17 protein-coding genes and 1 pseudogene are annotated in these 15403 nt (G+C 65.8%); 4 read left to right on the forward strand and 14 right to left on the reverse strand.

Annotation, left to right across the window (positions count from 1 at the left end):
• Window positions 1–238: 238 nt before the first annotated feature.
• The 9 genes and pseudogenes from BJL86_RS01845 to BJL86_RS01880 all read right to left on the reverse strand — a co-directional run.
• Window positions 239–472, reverse strand: a pseudogene (locus tag BJL86_RS01845) (helix-turn-helix domain-containing protein); the annotation flags it as partial.
• Window positions 469–1374, reverse strand: a complete 906-nt coding sequence (locus BJL86_RS01850; protein ID WP_006897077.1) for a tyrosine-type recombinase/integrase — start codon at window positions 1372–1374, stop codon at window positions 469–471. The pseudogene BJL86_RS01845 and the gene BJL86_RS01850, both read right to left, overlap by 4 nt.
• Window positions 1311–1598 (reverse strand): hypothetical protein, encoded by a 288-nt coding sequence (locus BJL86_RS16695; RefSeq protein WP_006897078.1) that lies wholly within the window; start codon window positions 1596–1598, stop codon window positions 1311–1313. The genes BJL86_RS01850 and BJL86_RS16695 overlap by 64 nt, the downstream gene beginning before the upstream one ends.
• 521 nt (window positions 1599–2119) lie before the next feature.
• A complete protein-coding gene (locus tag BJL86_RS01855) occupies window positions 2120–2605 on the reverse strand; it encodes a MaoC/PaaZ C-terminal domain-containing protein (protein ID WP_006898348.1) in 486 nt (161 codons plus the stop codon).
• The gene (locus tag BJL86_RS01860; protein WP_008382198.1) at window positions 2602–3765 is read right to left on the reverse strand and encodes an acyl-CoA dehydrogenase family protein; all 1164 of its coding nucleotides are present in this window, start codon (window positions 3763–3765) and stop codon (window positions 2602–2604) included. Before BJL86_RS01860 ends, BJL86_RS01855 begins: the two co-directional genes overlap by 4 nt.
• A gap of 23 nt (window positions 3766–3788) precedes the next feature.
• Complete coding sequence (locus BJL86_RS01865; protein ID WP_039867704.1) at window positions 3789–4586, reverse strand: enoyl-CoA hydratase/isomerase family protein; 798 nt, start codon at window positions 4584–4586, stop codon at window positions 3789–3791.
• Window positions 4583–6256: a long-chain-fatty-acid--CoA ligase gene (locus BJL86_RS01870; RefSeq protein WP_006897082.1), complete on the reverse strand. Its 1674-nt coding sequence runs from the start codon at window positions 6254–6256 to the stop codon at window positions 4583–4585. The genes BJL86_RS01865 and BJL86_RS01870 overlap by 4 nt, the downstream gene beginning before the upstream one ends.
• Window positions 6257–6308: 52 nt before the next feature.
• Entirely contained in the window at window positions 6309–7514 is a 1206-nt protein-coding gene (locus BJL86_RS01875) for a thiolase family protein (protein ID WP_006897083.1), read from the reverse strand.
• 23 nt (window positions 7515–7537) lie between these two features.
• Window positions 7538–8425, reverse strand: coding sequence for a CoA transferase (locus BJL86_RS01880; RefSeq protein WP_008382193.1), 888 nt, complete (start codon window positions 8423–8425; stop codon window positions 7538–7540).
• A 98-nt stretch (window positions 8426–8523) separates the two neighbouring features.
• Between BJL86_RS01880 and BJL86_RS01885 the strand changes: the two genes are divergently transcribed.
• Together BJL86_RS01885 and BJL86_RS01890 are read left to right on the forward strand one after the other, a co-directional pair.
• On the forward strand, window positions 8524–9162 hold the full coding sequence (locus BJL86_RS01885) for a TetR/AcrR family transcriptional regulator (RefSeq protein ID WP_067478254.1): 639 nt from the start codon (window positions 8524–8526) through the stop codon (window positions 9160–9162).
• A 115-nt stretch (window positions 9163–9277) separates the two neighbouring features.
• Window positions 9278–10813: an acyl-CoA synthetase gene (locus BJL86_RS01890; RefSeq protein ID WP_067478257.1), complete on the forward strand. Its 1536-nt coding sequence runs from the start codon at window positions 9278–9280 to the stop codon at window positions 10811–10813.
• A gap of 221 nt (window positions 10814–11034) precedes the next feature.
• Here BJL86_RS01890 and BJL86_RS01895 read toward each other — a convergent pair whose 3' ends face one another.
• Complete coding sequence (locus BJL86_RS01895; protein WP_067478260.1) at window positions 11035–11694, reverse strand: Abi family protein; 660 nt, start codon at window positions 11692–11694, stop codon at window positions 11035–11037.
• 487 nt (window positions 11695–12181) lie between these two features.
• Between BJL86_RS01895 and BJL86_RS01900 the strand changes: the two genes are divergently transcribed.
• Both BJL86_RS01900 and BJL86_RS01905 read left to right on the forward strand, forming a co-directional pair.
• Complete coding sequence (locus tag BJL86_RS01900; protein WP_067478264.1) at window positions 12182–12742, forward strand: hypothetical protein; 561 nt, start codon at window positions 12182–12184, stop codon at window positions 12740–12742.
• Between the two features lie 139 nt (window positions 12743–12881).
• Complete coding sequence (locus BJL86_RS01905; protein ID WP_067478267.1) at window positions 12882–13205, forward strand: hypothetical protein; 324 nt, start codon at window positions 12882–12884, stop codon at window positions 13203–13205.
• 76 nt (window positions 13206–13281) lie between these two features.
• On the opposite strand, the gene BJL86_RS01910 is transcribed toward BJL86_RS01905, so the two are convergent.
• From BJL86_RS01910 to BJL86_RS16955, 4 genes are all read right to left on the reverse strand, one after another.
• The gene (locus BJL86_RS01910; protein ID WP_067478270.1) at window positions 13282–13854 is read right to left on the reverse strand and encodes a hypothetical protein; all 573 of its coding nucleotides are present in this window, start codon (window positions 13852–13854) and stop codon (window positions 13282–13284) included.
• A complete protein-coding gene (locus BJL86_RS01915) occupies window positions 13838–14206 on the reverse strand; it encodes a hypothetical protein (protein WP_231887329.1) in 369 nt (122 codons plus the stop codon). Before BJL86_RS01915 ends, BJL86_RS01910 begins: the two co-directional genes overlap by 17 nt.
• A 40-nt stretch (window positions 14207–14246) precedes the next feature.
• Window positions 14247–14846, reverse strand: a complete 600-nt coding sequence (locus tag BJL86_RS17495; protein ID WP_231887330.1) for a recombinase family protein — start codon at window positions 14844–14846, stop codon at window positions 14247–14249.
• A 235-nt stretch (window positions 14847–15081) separates the two neighbouring features.
• Window positions 15082–15300 carry a hypothetical protein gene (locus tag BJL86_RS16955; RefSeq protein ID WP_156515464.1) on the reverse strand — a complete coding sequence of 73 codons (219 nt, stop codon included), beginning with the start codon at window positions 15298–15300 and terminating at the stop codon, window positions 15082–15084.
• Between the last annotated feature and the right edge of the window lie 103 nt (window positions 15301–15403).

A 15403-nucleotide genomic window follows, 5' to 3' on the forward strand; every position in this document is an offset into this window, starting at 1 on the left:
GCCTGTTGGTAGCAGCGGCGGCAGACGAAGCCCTCGGGCCAGCGCACTCCGCGATGCTGCTGCTCGTCGTTGCACCGTGTGCAGTGGTACTTCGATGTGTCAGCCATGTGTCCGCCGCCTGCCTGGGGGTCTACGCCGTCGGTCCGGGTCGGTGGATGTGTGCCCGCTTCGGTCGCAGTGGCACGTCGGTTGCGGGGGAGGCGTCGGTGGCTGTGGCGGTGCGTCTGGAGGGGGAGGTGTCGACGTGGAAGACGCAGAGGTCTTCGACGGTGCAGTCCAGGACGTGGCACAGCGCTCCGAGTAGGGCCAGGGGCAGTCGCTCAGGGGTGCGTCCCAGGAGGCGGTAGAGCTGGGAGGCGGAGAGTTCGATTCCCACGTCGTGCAATGGCGTGATCAGGTCGGACAGGGTGTGCATATCTCGGTCGGTCATGACCTGGCGTAGTCGCCACTGGTAGGCGATCCGGTGTTTCATTGCTGGTCGGTCCTTTCGGGCAGGCGTTTGGCCGCGGCGCGAAGTGCGGCGGCCACGACACGGCTGCGGTAGTCGGGGGAGACGAAGGTGTAGAGCGAGGTGGTTGAGGCGTACTTGTGTCCGACTTGTTCCTGGATGAAGCGGGTGTCGTATCCGGACTCGACCAGCAGCGTGACGTAGCTGCGGCGCAGGGAGTGAAAATCCAGTCCGGGATCGGTCAGGCCGGCGGTGTCGCAGAGGTCGGCGAAGCTATGGGACAACGCGCCGTTCGAGATGCGCTCGGATCGCTCGGTCGGGAACAATGCGGTCCCGACCGGGTGGTCAAAGGTGGTGCGGCCCTGGTCGATCCATCGTTTGAGGCAGTCGATCGCCCAGGCGGTCTCCGGGACCGTCAGGACGCCACGCCGCTTGGCCGCAGATCCCTTGCCGGGTTTGCCGTGGCGGACGTAGCAGAACCCGAACTGGCCGAACTGTGGTGCTCGAGGGTTCGGTCCGAAGTCTGTCAGATCCAGCATGCGGACTTCGTTGCGACGCAGGCCCCACGCGTAGGCGACCTTGATGATCGTCGCGGTCCGCAGGGCCACCATCGCGCCCTTCGAGCCAGCCTCGAAACGGTGGTTGACCTGATCGTCCGCGAAATCGCAAAGGTCCTGCAGTTCATCGGTGGTGTAGGCCCGTTTGAGTGGATTGTCGGGGCCCTCGTAGGTGTGGCGGGCCGAGTTGGCCTCGGTGATGATCTGTATCGGATGCGTGTCGAATCGGTCCTGGCATTGCTGGGTCCACTCGTAGGCCGGATCGAGCAGGTAGTCCATGAAATGCCGCAGTGCACCCTGGTAGCTCAGCACCGTGCCCAGGGCCAGGCCGTGGACCCCGCGCAGTTCGGTGAACCAGTCATCGACCATCGGGGCGTCCAGTGCCAGGGGCCGGCGACACCGCAGAAGTCCTGGAACCGCCGGATCGTGGCGACCTGGGCCGCGATCGTGCCAACGGACAGGTTCCGGGCCATCTGCTGGTGCGACCACCCGGTGACCATCGCCTCGAACACCGCGGCTTCCGGCCGCAGGACAGCGATGCCGTCGGCCAATTGCAGCCGCGCCGACCCCGGCGGAGGATCCTGATCTGCCATCTCGCACCACCCAAACATGGTTCGCGATATATGCGAAAGTATCGCACTTTGCGCGAATCAACACAAGAGGTCGCAGGTAGCGGCATTGCCAGTCAGTCCGCGGAGGTTGGGCCACTGCACTCAGAGGCGGCCCCGGGAAGCGGTCCGTCACGTGACGACGTGCAGGTCAGTCGGGGTGCCGGACAGGGCGGGCGAGAGAATGTCCGGGAGGTGTCGAGTTCGCAGAACTTACAACTCAGCACCCGCTACTTGTCATAACGTCTGGTTACCGGTGCTCGATGTGGGTGGCAAGGCGACACGAGTTTTCGGACACTGCTGCCCTGCGGAAACGACTGGTTCTGTGAGTGTCGCGAAATCGATCGCTAGCTAGCGGACGCGCTCGGACGGGGGTTTGACTACCTTGAGCCACCGTCGTGAGGTGGGGTCGTCACGTCCCACGCTGACTTGCGGATACGAGATGAAGGTCGCTTCGTCGATGTAGGGCGGGACCGTTGCTCTTTCTGGTGACGTCCTGCCGTGTGTCAGTTGAAGCCTCCGGACGGTGTCGTGGCCTGCTCTCTTTGCCACATGACGATGGTCAGTTCGGCGTAGAGGACGGTGTGGTCGTCCTGATCGGTCAGCCGCATTTCTATCTTCACTCGTCCGCGTGTTCCGTCGAGAGTGATCTCGGCAATTTGGGCGGTTCCGGTGAGAACGTTGCCGGGTCGGACGGGCGCCGGGAACCGTACCTTGTCGAATCCGAGCCCGGCGATCACTGCCCATTGGTTGAGCATTGTTTGTGTGAGCAGCCGTTGAGCGATGGCAATGGTGTGTACCCCGCTGGCGATGAGTCCGCGGAAGTGACCCTGGTTGGCGGCGTCCTCATCGATGTGAAACCACTGTGCGTCCCAGCGGGTGGCGAAATCGACCAGTTCGGCCTTGGAGACGGTGTGATCGCCCAGTTTGTGAATCTGGCCCGGGGTGAAGTCTTCGGCGTAGACGGACGGACTTGGGGGAGTGGCGTTCACAGCGACCTGGCTACGAGCAGCTTCATGATCTCGTTGGTGCCGCCGTAGATCCGCTGCACGCGGGAGGCGGTGTACATCTGGGCGATGGGGTACTCCATCATGTAGCCGTAGCCACCGAACAGCTGTAGGCACTTGTCCACCACGCGGCACTGCATGTCGGTGGCCCACAGCTTGATCATCGAGGCGCCGGCGGCGTCGAGGGTGCCGTCGATCTGGCGGCGGATGCCGTCGTCGATCAGCGCCTTGCCGGCGTAGACGTCGGCCTTGCACTCGGCTAGTACGAACTGGGTGTTCTGGAAGTCCAGGAGTTTCTTGCCGAACGCATCGCGCTCTTTGACGTACCGGATGGTCTCGATCACCGCGGCCTCGGCCACTGCCACGCCGGCGACTCCGATGATGAGTCGCTCCCGCGGCAACTGGGTCATGAGTTCGGCGAAGCCGGAGCCCTCCTCGCCAAGGATGTTCTCCACCGGTACCCGCATGTCGTCAAAGAAGAGTTCGCGGGTGTCCCATCCGTGCATGCCGATCTTCTCGAGGACGGCGCCGCGGGAGAAGCCCGCGACGTTATTGTCGACCTCGGCGACTAGTAGGGAGATGCCCTTGCCGCCGGCCGCTGGATCGGTCTTGGCCACGATGACAACCAAGTCGCAGTGGGTGCCGTTGGAGATGAAGGTCTTGGCGCCGTTGACCACGTAGTGGTCGCCGTCGCGGATCGCTGTGGTCTTGACGTTCTGCAGGTCTGAGCCGGTACCAGGCTCGGTCATGGCGACGGCCACCACTTTCTCGCCGGAGGCGAGCCCGGGTAGCCAGCGGCGCTTTTGCTCCTCGGTCCCGTAGGCGTTGATGTAGTGGCTGACGATCGTGGAGTGCACGGTGAAGCCGAACGCGCTGTCGTGCGCGTACGCCAGTTCCTGGGCCACTACAGCCTCGTGGCCGAAGTCGCCTCCCCCGCCGCCGTCCTTTTCGGCGATGTCGGTGAGCAGTAGGCCTGCCGCTCCGGCTCTGTTCCAGAGTTCGCGGTCGACGTGGCCCTGCCGGGCCCAGTCCGCCTGGCGGGGGGTGACTTCTCTGGCGAAGAAGGCGCGGGCGTGGTCCCGTAGCAACTCGTGGGACTCGGTTTGCCAGGTGGGGCGGTGGTCGGGGAACAGGGTGGTGGTCATGATCTTGTCCTTGTCGGGCCGGGTCAGCGGCCGGTGAAGTTCGGCGAACGCTTGGCCACGAAGGCGGCCTGGCCCTCGTGGCTGTCGTCTGAGGCGAGTGAATAGACGAAGTTGCGCTTTTCGTGCTCGAGCCCTGCGGCTATCGACCCGGTCTGCGCGGCCAGGGCGGCGTCTTTGGCCAGGGCCACGGCCAGCGGGGAATTAGCCGAGATCCGCTGCGCCAGGGCGATCGCCTGTTCGACGACCTCGTCGTCGTCGACCACCTTTCCCACCAGGCCGAGGGTGGCGGCCTCGGTCCCGGTGACCAGGTCGCCGCTGAGCAGCAGTGCCATGGCGCGAGGTTTGCCGAGCGCCCGGATGAGTCGTTGGGTGCCGCCGCCGCCGGGGATGACGCCGAGCTTGACCTCGGGTAATCCAAGGCGGGCACCCTGGCCGACGATGCTGGTGTCGCAGGCCAGGACGAGTTCGAGCCCGCCCCCCAGGGCCAGGCCCTCGACGGCTGCGATCACCGGTTTGGGGAAGTTCTCCAGGTCGGCCCATAGAGTCCCCCCGGAGGCCCGCCGCTGCCCGATCAACGGATCGGCCCGCAGGGCGTCGAACGCGGTGATGTCTGCTCCAGCGCAGAACACGCCGCTCGCGCCGGCCAAAACTATGGCGCGCACGGAGTCATCGGTCCGCAGCTCGGCTAGGTGCCTGTTCAAGGCTGCGAACACCGCGGCGTTCAGTGCATTCCGGGCCTCGGGTCGGTTGATGCGCAGGATCGCGACGGCTCCGCGTCGTTCGCTGCGCACCACATCATCGTGTCCGCTCCGGTTGTTCATTCCTCGGCTCCCCGGTAGAGATCGGCGTGGTCGGTGCGTAGCGTCTTTTTGTCCAACTTGCCGACGCTGGTGCGCGGCAGCGCGTCGGCGAAGATGACGATGTCGGGCAGTTGCCACTTGGCGAACTTGTCTTCCAACACGGCGTGGATGTCGTCGACGTCAAGATCGGCACCGTCTTCTTGGACGACGATCGCAACCGGGCGCTCTTGCCACTTGGGATGCTCGATCCCCACCACGGCGGCTTCGCGGACCTGTGGGTGGGCGACGATCGCGTTTTCCATGTCGATCGAGGAGATCCATTCGCCGCCGCTTTTGACCACGTCCTTGATGCGGTCGGTCAGCTTGAGGTAGCCGTCGGGGCGGATCGTGCCGGCATCGCCGCTGCGCCACCACCCATCGGCGAACGCGCCGCCTTTGTCTTCCATCTTGTGGTAGCGCTCGATGATCCACGGGCCGCGCATGAGCACCTCGCCCTGGGAGACACCGTCGTGGGGTAGTTCGGTTCCGTCCGGTCCGACGACCTTGATGTCGATCCCGTTGACCAGCAGACCCTGGGCCCGCTTGAGATCCCACTTCTCCTTCTCACTGAGCACGTCCCGCAGCGTGTGCTTCAGGCCTGCGTTGACGGTGACCAGCGGAGTGGTCTCCGTGGCGCCGTAGGCGTGGATGATGTCGGCGCCGGTGAGGTCATGGAAGCCGCGCATGAGCGTGAGCGACGGTTCGGTCGCCCCGGACAGCAGACGGGCGCGGCTGAAGTCCGGGCGCGTCTTGAGTGTGCGGATGTAGTCGAGCATCGGCTCGAAGATCGCGGGGGCACCGTTGGCTACGGTGACGGACTCGGAGATCATCGCGTCAACCAGCACAGAGGTGTCCTCGGCCGTATACCGTCCGGGCAGCACGACCTTGGCGGCCGAGTAGATGGCCGACTGCGGCAGTCCCCAGCCCTGGCCGTGGAACATCGGGGTGATGACCATGACGGTGTCGTCGTCGCCCATCTTCAACTGCGCTGCCTCGGCAAGAGTGTGGAGGTAGATCCCGCGATGGGAGTAGTACACGCCCTTGGGGCGGCCGGTGGTGCCGGTGGTGTAGCACGCGCTGTACGCCGAGGTTTCGTCGATCATCGGCCAGTCGAAGGTCGATTCCGCGGCCGTCAGCGCGTCTTCCCAGTGGACGACCCCGGGCAGGGTGGTGGAGATCTCCGAGAGTGGCTTGTCCGTCATGACCACCCAGGTCTTCACCCCGACGCCCTGCTCGACCAGCGCCTCGGCCACGGGCAGCAGGGACTCGTCGACCAGCACGATCGAGGCTTCGGCGTGGTCGGTGACATAGGCCAGGTCCACCGGGGCGAGCCGCAGGTTCATCTGCAGCATCACCGATGCGATACCGGGAATCGCCCAGTACAGCTCCATATGGCGTTTGGAGTTCCAATCCAGGATTCCCACCACCGTTCCGGGGCCGGCCCCCAGCCCGGTGAGCGCGTGGGCTGACTTCCCGACCCGCTCGAACATGTCTGCGTAGGTGTAGCGGTCCCAGCCCCCGTCGATGGTGCGGAATACGATCTCCTGCTCGGGGTAGGTCCGGGCGGAGTGCCGCAGCAGGGTGGTGGTGTTGAGCTGGTAACTGTCACCGTGTGTCGACGGCAGACCGGTGACGATGGGGTGGGACGTCATGTTGGTGCTCCTGAAGTGGGGTTGGGACGGTGGCTGGGACGGAGGGGGCTCGTCAGAGGCGTTCGATGATGGTGGTGTTAGCGGTGCCGTGGGCTTCGCAGATGGTCTGTAGCCCGTATCGGCTGCCGGTGCGTTCGAGTTCGGTCAGCAGGTCCGTCATCATGCGGGCGCCGGTGGATCCGAGGGGGTGGCCGACAGCCACCGAGCCGCCGTTGACGTTGAGTTTGTCGTCGGGGACGCCGAACTCTTTTTGGAACATCAGCGGTACTCCCGCGAACGCTTCGTTGACCTCGAACAGGTCGATATCGTCCACCGTGAGCCCCGACCGGTCCAGGGCCTTGCGGGTGGACTCGAGGATTGCGGTGAACTGGATGATCGGATCGGCCGCGGCGACCGCGTGGACCACGAAGCGGGCGCGGGGGGTGAGCCCGTGGGCCTCGGCGAACTCGCGGTCGGCGATGAGTAGTGCGGCGGCGCCGTCGCTGAGCTGGGAGGAGTTGGCTGCGGTGGTCTTGCCGTCTTCGGCGAACACCGCCCGCAGGGACGCCATCTTCTCTGGGTCGAGCTCGGCCCGGATCCCCTCATCCGCGGTCACGGGCTCGCTGGAGTCATCGAGCGGGTCGCGGCGCAGCGGAACCAGCTGGGTCTCGAAGCGGCCGTCGCGGGTGGCAGCCAGCGCCCGCTCGTGGCTCCGGCGGCTGAAGGCGTCGAGTTCCTCCCGGCTGAGGTCGAAGCGGGTGTTCATCAGCTCACTGGACGGGCCTTGAACCAGCAGTCCGCCGTCGTAGCGGGCCAGTTCGCGGGGGGAGTATTGCGGGCCTAGCGGGGCGCCGGGTTGTAATGAGGATGGCAGCGCCACCTGTGACATCGACTCCACGCCGCATGCGATGGCGAGGTCGTAGGACCCCGCCTCCACACCGTGGGCGGCAAATGCGACAGCTTGCTGCCCCGAGCCGCACTGTCGGTCCACGGTCACGGCCGGCACCGAATCGGGCAGGCCGGAGGAGAGCACCGCATGGCGAGCGATGTTGGAGCTCTGCTGGTCGTGCGTCATCACACAGCCAGCGATCACGTCGTCGATTTTCTCCGGCGCCACATCACTGCGGCGAACCAGTTCACTGAGGGTGGCCCCCAGCAGATCGGCGGGATGCCAGGCGGCCAGCGCCCCGCCGCGCTTGCCGACCGGGGTCCGGACGGCATCGACGATCACGGCCTCGCGGGTGGCTCGGGAACTACGGGGCTGGGGGGAGTCGGTCATGACTGGGTCCTTCCTCAAGGTGGTCAGGTGGTGGGCGCCGTGGGCGCGTGAGTGGTCTGCGCTGTGGCCGGGTGGGCATCGCGAACGGCGGTGAGCGGGATGTCGTGGCGCGCGGCCAGATCCTCCCAGTGGGCCGTGGTGTGCGCGGCGAAGGCGCGGGTGTAGGCGGCGGATGTGCCGTCGCAATCGAGTACTTCTCTGGTGCGGGCCTCGAAGTGCGGTTCGAGTGCCCCCAGGGCGATGTGGCCGTCGGCGGTGGCATAGATGTTGTAGGAGGGCAGAGCCCCGCCCAGTGGTGCTCCATTGCCAAACAGGCCGTGCCGGAGGGCAGCCGCGGAGTCGTACGCGGCCGCGTCGAGAGTGATGCGTTGATGTCCGCCGGAGTCGTGCTGTCCCCGGGCCAGCAGCAGGGCCAGGGCGGCCGAGATGGCCCGCTCCCCACCGACGGTGTCGGCGACCGGGACCAGCGGCAGGTGCGGCGGCCGGATGGTGCCGTATCTCGCCTGATATGTCAGGTCGTGGCCCGCGACCTCCTCGTCGGCGCCGTCGTAGCCCACGATCTCCACATGGCACAACCGCGGGTAGCGGTCGCTGAGATCGCCGAGGCCGAGTCGGCAGAACGCTGACGGGCGCATGGCGGTCACCAACACGTCCGCCGTATCGAGCAGCCTGGTCAGCTCCTCCAGGCCGCTACGACTTTTGAGGTCGGCCCGACGAACCTCCACTCCCTGTGTCAGTTCTGCGTACCAGGAGGGCGCGGCCACGGCCAAGGCGTCACCCACCGGCGGCTCCACTTTGATCACCGCTGCGCCGAGGTCACGAAGGCCTGCCACGGCCAGCGGACCGGGCAGGTTGGTAGCCAAAGAGACGACCTGTATGCCGGCCAGGGGTCGGAGCGATCTGGGACTCATTTCAGCGACTATACAAGTAGTCAGTAAACTTAGCCACTGTATAGCTTTAGCGATTGGCGCGTCCCCGTAGACTCGTTTGTCGACCGAAGGGAGACCGCGTGGACCGCCCCGCCCAGCACTCCGGCGACCAAGATCTCACCGCCAAAGCGCGAATCCGCAACGCCGCTCTCGAGCTTTACGCGGCCAACGGCGAGGACCGCACACCGATGCGGGCGGTCGCGGCCGCCGCCGGGGTTACCGTAGGGCTGGTGGTCCATCACTACGGGTCCAAAGACGGCCTCCGCGAGGCCGTGGAGCAGATCGTCGTGGAGCGTTTTGCGTCGGCCCTTGCTTCGGCGCCGACCGACGGGGCCGGCGAAGAAATCGCTCGCGTCCGGAATGAATCCGTCGCGGAAATGCTGGTCAGAAACCCGGAGGTGGTCAACTATCTCCGCCGGGCGCTACTCGAACCCGGTGGTCAGCGGGGGCAACTGCTGGAGCGGCTCACCGAACTTACCCACCGGGAGGTCGTTGCGATGCGCGAGACCGGCGCGGCCTCGCGGGGTCGCGCCGACTCCGTCCAGGTGGTCGACGTGATCATCAACCAGATGGGCCGGCTGTTCCTGCAGCCGCTGGTGGATGCCGTCTGGACCCACCTCGGGACCTTTACCCACACCGAGGGGCGCAGCAAGCCCGAGCTCGGCGTGAGCGTGTCCGGGGGAGGAGCTGTCGATCGTTCCCACGGGTCAGCCACCTGACTCGAGTTTCACTTTCACTGAACATCTGTACAAGCATCACGCTGGCGGTTACTGTTCCTGCTGTGTCCGGGGTCACATATCCGATCCCGGAGTCATCGACACCTCAGGAGTCACCATGGCCACTCTCGGAGGCGCCCTCGCGCTCAATGCCCGCCGGCACCCGGACAAGACCGCACTGATCTTCGGCGAGAGCACCTACTCGTACGAGCAGCTCGCGGCCCGGATCAATCAGTATGCGCACGCGTTGGCGTCGCTCGGAGTCGGCAAGGGCGACAGGGTGGCACTGCTGAGTCCGAACTCCGACGCGTACATCCTGGGCCTGTACGGAGCGTTCCGACTGGGGGCCATTGCCGTGCCTCTCAACCCTCGCGTGCCGGCCCGCGAACTTCGCTACCTGCTCGAGGACTCCGGTGCGACGGTGCTGCTGTACTCCGAGGGGCTCGCGGTGGTGGTGGCCGGCCTCGACGAACTCGATCCGCTGCCGTCCGCGCCGCAAAGTCTGGTGCTGGACGAGCCCGCCGCGCAGGGCATCGCGCGGCTCGCAGACACCATGCCGACCACCGCGCCGGAAGTGGAGGTCATCGAGGACGACGACTGCATTATCCTCTACACCTCGGGCACGACCGGGCGTCCCAAGGGAGCGGTGTTCGACCATCACCGCATGCTGTGGGTGGGGAACTCGGTTTCCGCACTCGGTATGAATATCTTCGACCGGAATCTGCACGTCGCGCCGATGTACCACTGCGCGGAGCTGGTCCTGTTCGTTATGTCAGGGTTCAGCCTGGGCACCACTCACGTGGTGCTGCCAGCGTTCGAGCCCAAGGCGGTCCTGGATGCGCTGGAGAAGCACCGCATCACCGTGTTCCTGGGCGTGCCCACCATGTACCAGATGCTGCTGCAGCACCCCGAGCTCGGCACGCGCGATCTGTCCGCGTGGCGGCTGGGCTTCTTCGGCGCCGCACCAATGCCGCCGAGCGCGGCGACCAGCTTGCTCGCCACCCTGCCGCACGTGCAGTTCTTCCAGCTGTGCGGCCAAACCGAAGGCGGCCCGACCGGCATCTTCCTCACTCCGGACGAAGTACGCGCCCGCCCAGATGCCACCGGACGGGCGTCCATCACTAACGCCGAGACGCGGATCGTCGACGACGAGGGCAACGACACCGCGGTCGGCGAGCCCGGGGAGATCATTTACCGAGGCGAGACCATCATGAAGGGCTACTGGAACAAGCCCGAGGCCACCGCCGATGCGCTCCGCGACGGCTGGCTGCACAGCGGCGACGTGGCGGTCCGGGACGCCGACGGGTTTATCACGATCGTTGATCGGATGAAGGACATGATCATCACGGGCGGGCGCAACGTGTACTCGGTGGAGGTCGAACAGGCCCTCGCCGGCCACCCGGACGTGGCCGATGTGGCGGTCGTCGGGCGGCCGGACGAGATGTTCGGGGAGAGCCTCATCGCCGTCGTCACCCCGGTCGAGGGCCGCGAGGTCACCTTGGAGTTGCTCCGCGAGTACGGATCCCAGTTCATTGCGGGTTACAAGCTTCCGCGCGAGCTCATCACCCGGCCCATTCCCCGTAACCCCTCGGGGAAGATTCTCAAGCACGTGCTGCGTGATGCAATCACGGAAGGCACAGTCGCCACCAGCTAACAATCGGATAGCTCGTTAGGCTCCTCTACCAAGCCACCTGCCATTTGGCCCGCTCTGGGAGAGGTCGAGTTCGCGGGATACTCGGCGTCGCCTACTTGTCATAACGTAAGTTATCGGCGGTAACTTAATGGGAGTGTGTGCAGCTGCATTTACTGTTGATTACCTGCGATAACGTGTTTTCTGGTGGACGCTCAGGGGGCTCGTGCAGCGAGGGTGTCTGGTTACGGGCGTTGGGTGAGGATGGTGCTGGCTTCTTCCATCTGTCGGACCCACTGTGCGGTTGCGGTGGAGCGCAGCTCGACGAGATCAAGCATCCGCGCGAGGTCGTCGGAGAGGTCTCGGGCGAAGATCGGTTCGTGGTGGGCGATACGGTTCCGCAGTTTCCGGATGACCTCCAGGTCGTCGCGGACCTGCTTGCGAAGCTCTTTGGCGGTTTTCCCGGCGGTATTGGGAAATAGTGACAGGATTTGGTGGTGCCAGATCCGCTCATCGTGGCGAGCGGTGAACATGGCCTGCCAGAACGAGAGTTTCAACTCTGCGACCACTTTCCCGGTGGTCTGTTCGCGACTGCGGGTTTGGATTAGGTCACGTTGCGGGTTGTAGATGTGCCCTTTGGGTGAGGGGAGACTCTGCTGGAAAGTCTGGTTCCACGGCCATTTGGGCCCGTACACGGCGGTAATTGCCTCGTCGACCGCATTGCGTGTGGAGATCTCGGCGAAATGCGAGGGCAGCATCAGTGCGGCGGCGATGCGCGCGTTCCAGCCGTAGAGCGCCATGGCCTGGGCGGTATCCCCGCCGGCCGCCGAGATGTAGGTGTTTGCCCGAGGGGTACTCAGCACAGCCTGGATGGCTGCGGTATCAGTGGGCTTGGCGGGCGGCACTCTGAGAACGTACACTTGGAGTTACTAGCCGTGGGACTTGCGGGCGTAAGCCTCCCCCTGCGGACATAGGAATAAAGGAAGGGATCTCGCCGAGCGAGGTCCCTTCCTTTCTGTGTCTGGGTTACTGCATCGGCGTTGTCGCTGGCCAGGGCTGGCGCAACCGGAAGGTACAGGTGTGCGCTGGCGACAAGTCTCTCCCGTGTGGCGGTGTACGCCGTATGGGGTCGGCGATGATGTGCCGCCAGCTGTCGATGCCACGTCGGCGTCCGTGCTGGAGGGCTACAACCGCGCCGTCGGAGGGCGCCGGGCCCACGCGTCGCTCGTGACCCCATCTGGCTCGACGGTAGGAGTGCCGGCTCCGACGGCCATCCCTGCCCATGGTCGCCGCGCCACGCCTGGTGCGGACTATCCGTCGAGCGCGGAATCGGGTAACGTCGGTAACGCCACACGTTACCGGTTACCCGTTACCGCTACTTGGGGAGTTGTCATGTCGTCGTCGGAGAAGATCGCTCACGCCTACGGCGTACTCGTCGCGCGCGGGGACAAGGTCACCGTGCGGGCGGTGCAGAAACAGGCGGGGGTGCGGATCGGCGAGGTAGCGGCGTGGATGCGCGAGCACGCCACGGGCGCAGCAAGCGAGGTTCCCGAGGCCCCGGACTTGTCTGAGCCGATGTCGGCGATGGTGGCCTCGGTGTGGGCGGCGGCGTGGAAGCGCGCCGCCGAGCAGGCAGACGAGGCCACCGCGGTGGCGCTCGATGCCGCGCGCGCCGGCGAGGCCGACGCCCTCGCCGCGGTGGAGATAGCCACCGCGCAACAAGCAGACGCCGACGCGGCCCGAGATGAGGCGGTCCGGGACGCCGAGCAGCTGCGCACCGAGCTGGCCCAGGTCCGCCAGCAACTCGAGACGATGCAGCGCCAGGCAGAGCAGGCGCGAGCCCTGGCGGAGGAGGCTGACCGCGCCCGGGTGCGGGCCGAGGCCACCTCGGACACCTTGCGTGAACTGCTGGACGCGTTTCGTTCCTCCGGGCAGGCCGACGAGGACAAGTAGCGATCCGCACCGTGGTGGCCTTGTCGTGTCGGACCGGGCGAGCACACTGACAAAGCAGGACAGGCAATGAACAAGCGGCCCGGACTTCCGTCAGGTGCGGTCGGGCCGTAACGGGACGAACGCCAACACGGGGGGCGTCATGTGGGATCTGCAGACCGCGGTACAGGCCGTGGTGGTGGTCGCTGTGGCCTCGGTTTTGGTGCCGCCGCTGGCGCGCGGCATCGGAGGCATCTGCGCCGTGATCGGCTTCTGTGGGGTGACCCAGTCGAGCTCCTGGGCGCCGACGGTGATGGCGTTGGGGATGGTGGCGTGGTTTGTCGGGCACTGGTCGTTCGCCGTGCGCCACGATGTGCATTACCGGTCCCGTCTGGCGCTGGTGGTGATCGACAAGACGCCACTGCGGTGGGCGATTCCGCGCTACTGGCAGCTGCGCCGCCAAAGACGCATCGCGGAAGCCCGCTGACACTTCCCACCCGACCGAAACAGCAATGGCCCCACCGCTTCGGTGGGGCCATTGCTGTAGGTGTTTGGAGACGATTCTAGAACAGTGGCGGCTCGTCTAGGGGCGCGGTGTTGCCGCAAGCTTGGGCGTAAGCCTTGGCGTTCCAGCCGCCGGAGACCGCCTCGCGGACCGCGAGGGAGCGGGCGTGCCGGTCGTGGCGTTCGGTGGTGTTGCGGATGATCCCGGTACGCCCGCAGGCGACCGCGTAGAGCAGGTTCGCCGATTGGGTTGAGGCGATAAGATGGTCCGGGTCTAGGCGCACGCACAAGGGTTCATTGCAGCGGTGCTCACCGATCGCCCCGTCGGTTAGTTCGCCGGCGACCAGGAGCGCGAAGCGGTGCGCGTACTCGGTTCTGCTGACGCCGCCTTGTCGCCAGGTGATACGTCCGTATCCGTCGGAGATGGCGCCGGTCCAGATGTGGCATCCATTGCCCGGGGCGCGCACGACACGTGAGTAAAACGCGGCGATCGCCGCCGAGGTCGGAGGCAGTGTCGAGTCGTACGGCCTGGACCGCCTCGCAGCAGGTCGGGGCTGGGGACAGGCGTCCATTCCCGGCAGCGGGATGTCCTCGAACCACCGGCCCGAGGAAGACTCAGGGCTGCTGCTCACCGTTGGTGTCCGCCGAGGTCTGATCCGCCGCTGGCGTGTCACCGCCGTCGGCATCGTTGACCGTGTCGTCGGTGTCGGTGGTGTTGTCCTTGGCGGCGCGGATCGCCGCCCCGACCTCGCGGGCGGACAGTCCGGTCATCTCCGCCAGGTCGGCCTGCGCCACACCCAGGTCCCGAAGCTCGACCAGCGCATCGCCGAGGGCGATCTGCGCGTCATTGCGGGCGTCGATCGCCGAGAACACCGCGACCAGCTTGGCCTCACGCTTGCGTGCCCGCTCCAGCTCGTCGGCCATCGCCTGACGAGCGCGGGCCCGTGCAGTCTGTGAACGTGAATCAGTCTTGGTAGCCGCCATGACACCCGACCCTATTGCCCCACCCATCGTGCCGCAATGCTCAACCAGCACACCGTCTGGCCGATCCCGCTGTCACCGTCGCCGTTCGTCCCCGATCCGGTCGCACGTTCCGTGCTCCTTGATCCTCGCCTTCGCTCGTCTCAAACAGCCACACACAGTAGGCACTTCTAGTGAGCGATGGGAAACAGCTGGTCAGCGCCCTGCGTCCTCGTGGGGCGTAGACGCCCCGCACGAGGCCGCATACGCTGGAGGCTGTGATGAGTCTCCGAGCTCGGTTCATGGCGACCTCGAACTCGGCGGTCATGCCGAGTACCTGGAACATCATGGCACCGACCGGGTCGGCGGGGTCGTAGGTAGTCCTCCCGACAGTCAGTGATGCGCCCTCTCTCCGGATCTGGTCCGCGATGTCGAGCAGGTCGCGCAGCGATCGTCCGAGACGGTCGAGCTTGGTTACCACGAACTCGTCGCCATCTCGCAGTTCAGCCAGCGCCCGATCCAGCGCCGGGCGCTGACGGCGCCGGCCACTGACACCGCGGTCGAGGTGTATCCGCCGGCGATCAACGCCGAGCTCGATCAGTGCCTGTCGTTGGGTCTCGACGTTCTGTTCGTCGGTAGACACCCGCCCGTACCCGATCTTCACCCCAGCAGTGTTGCATATGCCTGTGATTTATCCACTCATATTGCGCTACATGTCATTGATGCAGCGGCATGAGTCGCCGTTAGGGTCCGAGCTGCGCGAGTCTCCGCCCGGGGGCTTGCTCACGGCGTGTCGCGTTAGACGATCGTCAAATGCGACACCAGACTGACGGCCCATGGTGACCTGGGGGAGTTGCCACAATCCCCAGTGCCCTTCGCGGCAGTTCGGCTTTGGGTGTTTAGGTTGGCCCATCCCTGTTGCCGTCGGGCGCGGGACGTTTGCTCTCGGCGTCAGTTGCCGCCACCCAGACTCTGTTCTCTTCACCCTCCGCGAGAATGCGAGTGGCACGGGCGTCCGGGTCTCCCGGGCTGAGCGCTACGATGCCGTCGTCGACGTAGTCGACGACGGCATCAAGGAACGCTGCGACCTGGCCAAGGTGGTGTTCTTCTCCATCCAACTCGATGTTTAGCCTGGGTGTTTCATGGGGATCTGCGGATCGCTGGGCGAAAATAGACCGAAGTGCTTCCTGAGCAGGGGAAACTGGGACTTGTCTAAGGTTC

This window comes from Dietzia timorensis (assembly GCF_001659785.1).
GTDB lineage: Bacteria > Actinomycetota > Actinomycetes > Mycobacteriales > Mycobacteriaceae > Dietzia > Dietzia timorensis.

What these genes read in the sequence shown, in the direction of transcription:
- BJL86_RS01865 (WP_039867704.1), bottom strand. Translation starts at nt 4,586, where the DNA reads ATGAACAACCGGAGCGGACACGATGATGTGGTGCGCAGCGAACGACGC.
- BJL86_RS01905 (WP_067478267.1), top strand. Translation starts at nt 12,882, where the DNA reads ATGTGGGATCTGCAGACCGCGGTACAGGCCGTGGTGGTGGTCGCTGTG.
- BJL86_RS01890 (WP_067478257.1), top strand. Translation starts at nt 9,278, where the DNA reads ATGGCCACTCTCGGAGGCGCCCTCGCGCTCAATGCCCGCCGGCACCCG.
- BJL86_RS01850 (WP_006897077.1), bottom strand. Translation starts at nt 1,374, where the DNA reads ATGGTCGATGACTGGTTCACCGAACTGCGCGGGGTCCACGGCCTGGCC.
- BJL86_RS01870 (WP_006897082.1), bottom strand. Translation starts at nt 6,256, where the DNA reads ATGACGTCCCACCCCATCGTCACCGGTCTGCCGTCGACACACGGTGAC.
- BJL86_RS01880 (WP_008382193.1), bottom strand. Translation starts at nt 8,425, where the DNA reads ATGAGTCCCAGATCGCTCCGACCCCTGGCCGGCATACAGGTCGTCTCT.
- BJL86_RS16695 (WP_006897078.1), bottom strand. Translation starts at nt 1,598, where the DNA reads ATGGCAGATCAGGATCCTCCGCCGGGGTCGGCGCGGCTGCAATTGGCC.
- BJL86_RS01860 (WP_008382198.1), bottom strand. Translation starts at nt 3,765, where the DNA reads ATGACCACCACCCTGTTCCCCGACCACCGCCCCACCTGGCAAACCGAG.
- BJL86_RS01875 (WP_006897083.1), bottom strand. Translation starts at nt 7,514, where the DNA reads ATGACCGACTCCCCCCAGCCCCGTAGTTCCCGAGCCACCCGCGAGGCC.
- BJL86_RS01915 (WP_231887329.1), bottom strand. Translation starts at nt 14,206, where the DNA reads ATGGCGGCTACCAAGACTGATTCACGTTCACAGACTGCACGGGCCCGC.
- BJL86_RS01900 (WP_067478264.1), top strand. Translation starts at nt 12,182, where the DNA reads ATGTCGTCGTCGGAGAAGATCGCTCACGCCTACGGCGTACTCGTCGCG.